At 66.7% G+C, this 6,405-nt stretch carries 10 protein-coding genes; 6 read left to right on the top strand and 4 right to left on the bottom strand.

The genetic code is table 11. The annotated features are described in order from the left end of the window. The first annotated feature begins 227 nt into the window (after positions 1-227). Together AC1VAN_RS07870 and AC1VAN_RS07865 are read left to right on the top strand one after the other, a co-directional pair. Positions 228-659 (top strand): GNAT family N-acetyltransferase, encoded by a 432-nt coding sequence (locus AC1VAN_RS07870; RefSeq protein ID WP_032977930.1) that lies wholly within the window; start codon positions 228-230, stop codon positions 657-659. A gap of 141 nt (positions 660-800) precedes the next feature. Beyond that, positions 801-1,373 carry a hypothetical protein gene (locus AC1VAN_RS07865; protein ID WP_032977659.1) on the top strand — a complete coding sequence of 191 codons (573 nt, stop codon included), beginning with the start codon at positions 801-803 and terminating at the stop codon, positions 1,371-1,373. 82 nt (positions 1,374-1,455) lie between these two features. Here the strand turns inward: AC1VAN_RS07865 and AC1VAN_RS07860 are convergent, their stop codons facing one another. Both AC1VAN_RS07860 and smpB read right to left on the bottom strand, forming a co-directional pair. After that, positions 1,456-1,884, bottom strand: coding sequence for a GNAT family N-acetyltransferase (locus AC1VAN_RS07860; protein WP_032977656.1), 429 nt, complete (start codon positions 1,882-1,884; stop codon positions 1,456-1,458). Beyond that, positions 1,884-2,387 (bottom strand): SsrA-binding protein SmpB, encoded by a 504-nt coding sequence (gene smpB / locus AC1VAN_RS07855; protein ID WP_025878861.1) that lies wholly within the window; start codon positions 2,385-2,387, stop codon positions 1,884-1,886. The genes AC1VAN_RS07860 and smpB overlap by 1 nt, the downstream gene beginning before the upstream one ends. A gap of 57 nt (positions 2,388-2,444) precedes the next feature. On the opposite strand from smpB, the gene AC1VAN_RS07850 reads away from it, so the two are divergent. Both AC1VAN_RS07850 and AC1VAN_RS07845 read left to right on the top strand, forming a co-directional pair. Beyond that, positions 2,445-2,870: a type II toxin-antitoxin system RatA family toxin gene (locus AC1VAN_RS07850; RefSeq protein WP_480985576.1), complete on the top strand. Its 426-nt coding sequence runs from the start codon at positions 2,445-2,447 to the stop codon at positions 2,868-2,870. 3 nt (positions 2,871-2,873) lie between these two features. Next, the gene (locus AC1VAN_RS07845; protein ID WP_032977653.1) at positions 2,874-3,131 is read left to right on the top strand and encodes an RnfH family protein; all 258 of its coding nucleotides are present in this window, start codon (positions 2,874-2,876) and stop codon (positions 3,129-3,131) included. A 35-nt stretch (positions 3,132-3,166) separates the two neighbouring features. On the opposite strand, the gene AC1VAN_RS07840 is transcribed toward AC1VAN_RS07845, so the two are convergent. Further along, on the bottom strand, positions 3,167-3,562 hold the full coding sequence (locus AC1VAN_RS07840; protein ID WP_032977650.1) for an outer membrane protein assembly factor BamE: 396 nt from the start codon (positions 3,560-3,562) through the stop codon (positions 3,167-3,169). A 103-nt stretch (positions 3,563-3,665) separates the two neighbouring features. Between AC1VAN_RS07840 and fur the strand changes: the two genes are divergently transcribed. Beyond that, entirely contained in the window at positions 3,666-4,073 is a 408-nt protein-coding gene (gene fur / locus AC1VAN_RS07835; RefSeq protein ID WP_025878865.1) for a ferric iron uptake transcriptional regulator, read from the top strand. 63 nt (positions 4,074-4,136) lie between these two features. Here the strand turns inward: fur and AC1VAN_RS07830 are convergent, their stop codons facing one another. Then, positions 4,137-5,387, bottom strand: a complete 1,251-nt coding sequence (locus tag AC1VAN_RS07830) for an SGNH/GDSL hydrolase family protein (RefSeq protein WP_032977647.1) — start codon at positions 5,385-5,387, stop codon at positions 4,137-4,139. A 97-nt stretch (positions 5,388-5,484) separates the two neighbouring features. On the opposite strand from AC1VAN_RS07830, the gene AC1VAN_RS07825 reads away from it, so the two are divergent. Then, positions 5,485-6,402, top strand: a complete 918-nt coding sequence (locus AC1VAN_RS07825) for a LysR family transcriptional regulator (RefSeq protein ID WP_025878867.1) — start codon at positions 5,485-5,487, stop codon at positions 6,400-6,402. Positions 6,403-6,405: the final 3 nt, after the last annotated feature.

Here is a 6,405-nt window from a genome sequence, read left to right as displayed (position 1 = left end):
GAAAGCTACCCCCTCGGCATGCGCCAGGCGACTTCACAACCCCCGTCGAAACCAATGCACCCCCGGTTTCTTCAAGTTCTGCAAGGTACGAGGCCTGTTCCGTGTCGCCACGGTCAGTGCCTGCCCAACGCTGCGCATGCTACGCCAAAAAACCTGAACAGTCACCCGCTTCCGCAGGTCGCTTGCTAGCATCGGCGGTTCCGTTAGTCGCCCAGGGAATGGACCGCATGCAGCTCGAAATCGCCGTGACCGACGCCCCCAGCCCGCAAGCACTGGAGCTGATTGCCGATGGCCTGGATCAGTTCAATCTGCAGGCGGCCGGCCATGCCGATCGACGCACCTTGGCCGTGCTGGCCACCGATCCGGCCAGCGGCGAAGTGGTGGGTGGCTTGAGCGGGCGCACCTCGCTGGGCCTGTTGTTCATCGACCTGTTCTACCTGCCGCCCGCAAACCGGGGTAATGGCCTGGGGTCGCAGATGCTTGCCGCTGCCGAAGAGGAAGCACGCCGGCGCGGCTGCCGTTCCGCCGTGCTCTACACCATCAGCTTCCAGGCGCCGGACTTCTATGTGAAGCATGGCTGGACCGTATTCGGCCAGGTCCCGTGCGATCCGCCGGGGACCAGTCGCGTGTTCCTCAGCAAGGATCTCCGCGCGGCGTGAATGGCAGGCGTCGGCCGGTCGCCACGCCAATCCGCAACATGTTGTAGAGCGTCCGTCATAGCGGATTGCTAACGTCGTGGGCACGAATTTGCGACACACTGGCTACGACCATTCCAGCCAGAACAGATACGGAGACGGCCGGTGACCGAAGCAATGCAACAGCGCAGCCTGCGTCAGCTGGTTGGCCCGGTAGGGGCCGATTACCAGCGGCGGGCACTGCCGCCCGGCTGGGTCTGGGCGGTGCTGGCGGTGTTGTTGGCTGCAACCTGGGTAACCGAGTTGCCGGCCACGGCTGCAGCCGCGCTGATCGCCAGTGCGGTGGTGGTGCATTGGCCTCGGCGTGGCCGCTTCCATTGGCTGGGCTGGCGGCTGCCGGCCCTGGCGGTACTGGCCGCACTCCTGTGGGGTCCGGATGTGCTGTCACAGTGGTTCGAGCATGGCCTGGCCCTGACCCTCATGTCGCTGGCCAGCCTGAGCATTGGCGTGCACGTGTGGCAGTCGCGGCAACTGGCGCGGCAGCTGCAGGCCTCCGCCGACGCGCTGGACGACGCCCAGTTGCTGGCCCTGCTGCCCGTCGATGCGGCGCGGCTGGCACAGCAGTGGCGTGCCGGTGATGATCGCCATGCTCCTGAGCTGTCGGTGGTGATGCACCTGGCAGTGATGCACGCGGCGCTGTCACCGCGTCTGCGCGGGCAGGGCATGCTGGCGGGTTGAGTCGTTGCCCGAAACGGTGGGCGACGCCCCGCGCTTGGGCAGTCTGGCGCAGTCCTTCGAAAGCCGACGGAGGGGCCGTGGGCTAAAGGCCTGGCAGCACCTTGCGCAGATAGATCCGCTCGTGGCCCGGCGGGCAATCGGGGAGCCGCCCGAACACTTCATAGCCCTGTCGCAGGTAGAAGTGTTCGGCCTGCCAGTCGAAGGTGTCGAGCATCACCCCGCACGCACCAGCGTCACGGGCCTGGGTCTCGGCATCCGCCAACAGGCGCTGGCCGATGCCACGCCCGCGAAGTTCCGGGTCGACCCACAGGACATGCACCTGCAGCCAGCCTGCGCAGACATCGGCAAGCAGTCCGCCCCGCAGTTCACCTTGTTCATCGCGCCAGGCCAGCCGGACCGGCACGTCTTCGAAGTCGAAACCGCTGCTGGCGCGGTTGAACGCAGACAACCGCGCGCACAGCTCGCGCGCGTCTTCAGCATTGGCCGCCGCAGGAGCGTCGGCGCGCTCCATCAGGCGTCGCGGTTGCCGCGACGCATTACCCGCTGCTTCTCGATCGCCCAGTCACGATCCTTGGCGGCATCGCGCTTGTCGTGGGTCTGCTTGCCCTTGGCCAGCGCCACTTCCAGCTTGATCTTGTTCTTGCTCCAGTACATGGCGGTGGGCACGATCGTGTAGCCATCACGCTCGACCTTGCCAACCAGCTTGTCGATCTCGCTCCGGTGCAGCAGCAGCTTGCGCTCGCGCCGGTCGTTGGCCACCACGTGGGTGGAGGCCTGGATCAGCGGGGTGATCTGCGCGCCGATCAGGAAGATCTCGCCGTCCTTCACATAGGCGTAGGCGTCGACGATGTTGCCGCGGCCAGCGCGGATCGACTTCACTTCCCAGCCCTGCAGGGCCAGGCCGGCTTCGAAGCGGTCTTCGATGTGGTACTCGTGACGGGCACGCTTGTTCAACGCGATGGTCTTGTTGGCCGTCGCGCTCTTTGCTTTATCCTTGCCGGTGTTCTTGCTCATTTCCGTATTGTCTCCGATTCGGGCCCGCCCGGTCGATTGCCGAAGCGTCCTGTATTCATGCCTACTATCCGCCGCAGTGCCCTGGTCGAACATTCGGCCGCGCGCATGTTCGATCTGGTCAACGACGTCCAGGCCTATCCGCGCCGCTTCCGCTGGTGCTCCGACGCCCGCATCCTCGAGCAGGGCGAAGACCGGCTGGTCGCTCGCCTGGACCTGGGCTTGGGTTCGTTCAGCACCTGGTTCCAGACCGAAAACACCCTGCAACGCCCGCACAGCATCGACATGCAGCTGCGCGAGGGGCCGTTCAAGCAACTGCACGGCCGCTGGGAATTCCACGCCCTGGCGGAAGATGCCTGCAAGGTCACSCTSACSCTGGASTTCGAGCCGASYTCACGCCTGCTGGGTCCGGCSCTGGCCATCGGCTTCCAGGGATTGGCCGATCGCATGGTCAACGATTTCGTCCGCGTCGCCGACGAGGGCTGAACGATGATCGAGGTCGAGGTCGTGCTGGCCTGGCCACACCAGGTGCTGTCGCGCCGGCTGCAGCTGGAGGAGGGGGCGACCGTGGCTGATGCCGTGGCAGCGGCCCGGCTCGAAGGCAGTGCCGACTGTCCTGCCGCCGCCGTGCATGGCGTACTGGCGCAGCCGCATCAGGTGCTGCTGGATGGTGATCGTGTGGAGCTGCTGCGTGGCCTGCAGGCCGACCCGAAGGACAACCGCCGGCGACGCGCGCGCGGCGGTTGATCTCCAAGGCCCGTCCGGAGGACGGGCAGGGTGGCTCAGCGGCCGCCCTTCTTCTTCTTGTCCTTCGGCAGATTGCGGCCGAACTGGCGCACGGTCTGCTGGGCAAGGGCCTTGTCGTTGGCCGGGAAGTAATCGCCTTCCCAGCGGGTGACCACATCATTTTCGAAGTACACGACGAAATTCTTCACGTCGGTACGGCCCAGGCGGTTCACGCGCTCGGTCGAGGTGTAGTCCCAACGCTGGGCGTGGAACGGATCCGGCACCGACGGGGTGCCCAGCAGGGCAGTGACCTGCTGCTTGCTCTGCCCGACCTGCAGTTTGGCAACGGCATCTTCCCGGATCAGGTTGCCCTGGTAGATGGGTTGCTTGTAGATGATGCCGCACCCGGTGGTGGACAAGGCGACGGCGGCGACCAACAGGAGATTGCGCATCGGGACTGGCGGTTGGGGAAATCAATCCGATGATACACTCCCGGCGTGCCACCGCGACCCAATCCGAGGCAGCTGGCGCTAAATCGCCAATGAACGGAGACCTATGGAAACCCACGACCTGCGTAAAGTCGGCCTGAAGGTGACCCATCCGCGGATGCGGATCCTGGCGCTGCTCGAGCAGCGCAATGCCCAGCACCACATGACCGCCGAAGACATCTACCGCCAGCTGCTGGAGCATGGCGACGAGATCGGCCTGGCCACGGTGTACCGGGTGCTGACCCAGTTCGAGGCCGCCGGCCTCGTGCTCAAGCACAATTTCGAAGGCGGCCAGGCCGTCTACGAACTCGACCGCGGCGGCCACCACGACCACATGGTCGATGTGGACAGCGGCAAGATCATCGAGTTCGAAAGCACTGAGATCGAAGACCTGCAGCGCAAGATCGCTGCCGATCATGGCTACGAGCTGGAGGAACACTCGCTGGTGCTGTACGTGCGCAAGAAGCGCAAGTAAGCCGCGCAGCCAGTTGATTGCGACGAAACCCCGGGCATGCCCGGGGTTTTTGTTTGTCTGGCCTCAGCGTCGCGGTAGATCCACGCCATGCGTGGATGGCCCCATCAGGACGTCCAGATCCACCGCCTCGGCCATCGCCCGGTTCCCTGCATCGCCCGGGTGCAGGTGGTCGCCGGAGTCGTAGGCAGCCGCCATCCGTGAGGGATCGGCCGGATCGCGAAGGGCCGCGTCGAGGTCGATCACCGCGTCGAACGGGCTGTCCGTGCGCAGCCAGGCGTTGAGCCGCTGGCGCAGGGCGTCCTTGTCCGCGGCGTAGTAGTCGTCCAACGGGGTGCCGGGCAGGGCGCCGGCAAACGGGGTCAGGGTCGCGCCGAGGATGCGCAGGCCGCGGGCATGGGCGCGCTGGGCCAGGTCGCGGTAGCCGGCCTGCAGCTCGGCCAGGCTGGGCCGGGCCTGCGCGCGGGCAAAGGCCGTGCCCGGCCAGCTGATGTCGTTGATGCCGATCAGCACGATCACACTGGCGACACCGGGCTGGTCGAGCACGTCACGCTGGAAACGCTTGCGGGCCGATTCGCCCATGCCATCGTGCAGCAGGCGACCGCCGGATATGCCGGCATTGACCACCGCTACACCTTCTGGTGCCAGCCGCGCGGCGAGGTGATCGGTCCAGCGCTGGTCCTGGTCGAGGCTGGCGGTGGCGCCATCGGTGATTGAATCGCCGATCACCACCACGCTGCGCGCGATGGCCGGGGCCTCGATTTCGATAGCCGACAGGAGCAGGCGGGCCGTGGTGCTGCTGGCGTCCCGCAGCGCGGGCCGTTGATGCTGGTCGCCCGGCGCAATCCAACTGGTCTGCCGCCCTTCCCAATGGAAGGTCTGCAGCGGCGTGCGGTCGGGCAGGTAAACGCTGACCTGCACCGCCTGCCGATCAGCGGTGGGAAGGGGGAGCGGATCGCTCAGGCGGTCCTGCCCGGGCGCAATCACGACCCCGGGCTGGCCGTCGAAGCGCAGCGGCTGCGGCGTGTCCCCGGTATGGGCGGCGATGCTGGCAGCGCCGATCCGCAAAGGTTGGGTGCCGTAGGCATTGCTCAGGCGGATCCGCAGGCGGGACCCGCCCAGACTGATGCGAGCGCTCTGGCGAAAGGTCTGGTCCTGCAGTTGGCCGGGAATGAGGGTAGGAAACAGGAAATCGCTGCCCCACACCGGCTGCGGGCTGGCTTGCCAGCTGGCCACCCAGTGCGGGGCAGGTGACGCGGCGGCGGCGCCGGACAGGACAAGCAGGGCGGTGGCGGTCAGTTGGCTCAGGCGATTCATCGGGATGACCCGGTGGGAGGGACGACCATGGTGCGTCCAGGGTCATCTGTGACCTAGACTGCGCATGGACAATCATCTGTGAATCGAATTCATTGGCATGGCACGCACCGACATCAACCGATCCGGCGAACTGGAAGTGTTCGTACGGGTGATCGAAACCGGCGGCTTTTCCGCCGCCGCCCGCAGCCTGGAGATGACACCGTCGGCGGTCAGCAAGCTGGTTGCGCGGCTGGAACAACGGCTGGGCACGCGTCTGCTGCAGCGCTCCACCCGCCAGTTGCAGCTGACCCCGGAGGGCTGCGCGTTCTATGAGCGCGGCCTGCGGGTGCTGGCCGATCTGGAAGAGGCCGAACGCTGTGCCAGCGCCCACGCCGAGCCGCGCGGGCGGCTGCGGGTCAATGCCAACGTGCCGTTCGGCCAGCATTTCCTGCTGCCGCTGCTGCCGGAATTCCTGCAGCGCCATCCGCAGGTCGGTGTGGACCTGACCCTGACCGACGAGGTGATCGATCTGCTGGAGCAGCGCACGGACGTGGCGGTGCGGGCCGGTCCGTTGAAGAGTTCCAGCCTGGTCGCGCGCCGGCTGGGTGCAACGCGGATGATGATCGTGGCGGCACCGGCCTATGCGGCACGACACGGACTGCCGGCCAATGCCGATGCGCTGCTGGCGCACAACCGGTTGGATATCGGCCATGCACGGTCGGTGCAGGGCTGGCCGCTGCTTCAGGATGGCCAGCAGCAGCGGGTGCTTCCGAGCGGGAATGCGCGCGCCAGCAATGGCGACGCGCTGCGTCAGCTGGTGCTGGGTGGGCTGGGCCTGGCCCGGCTGGCGGCGTTCCAGGTGCAGGCCGATATTGCGGCAGGCCGGTTGCTGCCGGTGCTGGAGGACGCCAACCCGGGCGACCTGGAAGAGGTGCACGCGGTGTTCCTGGGCCAGGGGGGCTACCTGCCGCTGCGGGTGCGCGCGTTCCTTGATTTCCTGGTGGAGAACGTCGATCTGACGCAGCCGCGGGGGTAGTGC

The sequence above is a fragment of the Stenotrophomonas sp. 05L44_2 genome (genome assembly GCF_056665995.1).
Note: the sequence above shows the minus strand (reverse complement) of the source record. Positions and strands in the feature narration are given on the sequence as shown.

Bases quoted from the DNA above. Each gene is read 5' to 3' on its own strand.
- AC1VAN_RS07870 (WP_032977930.1), top strand. From the start codon at position 228: ATGCAGCTCGAAATCGCCGTGACCGACGCCCCCAGCCCGCAAGCACTG.
- AC1VAN_RS07860 (WP_032977656.1), bottom strand. From the start codon at position 1,884: ATGGAGCGCGCCGACGCTCCTGCGGCGGCCAATGCTGAAGACGCGCGC.
- smpB (WP_025878861.1), bottom strand. From the start codon at position 2,387: ATGAGCAAGAACACCGGCAAGGATAAAGCAAAGAGCGCGACGGCCAAC.
- AC1VAN_RS07845 (WP_032977653.1), top strand. From the start codon at position 2,874: ATGATCGAGGTCGAGGTCGTGCTGGCCTGGCCACACCAGGTGCTGTCG.
- AC1VAN_RS07840 (WP_032977650.1), bottom strand. From the start codon at position 3,562: ATGCGCAATCTCCTGTTGGTCGCCGCCGTCGCCTTGTCCACCACCGGG.
- fur (WP_025878865.1), top strand. From the start codon at position 3,666: ATGGAAACCCACGACCTGCGTAAAGTCGGCCTGAAGGTGACCCATCCG.
- AC1VAN_RS07830 (WP_032977647.1), bottom strand. From the start codon at position 5,387: ATGAATCGCCTGAGCCAACTGACCGCCACCGCCCTGCTTGTCCTGTCC.
- AC1VAN_RS07825 (WP_025878867.1), top strand. From the start codon at position 5,485: ATGGCACGCACCGACATCAACCGATCCGGCGAACTGGAAGTGTTCGTA.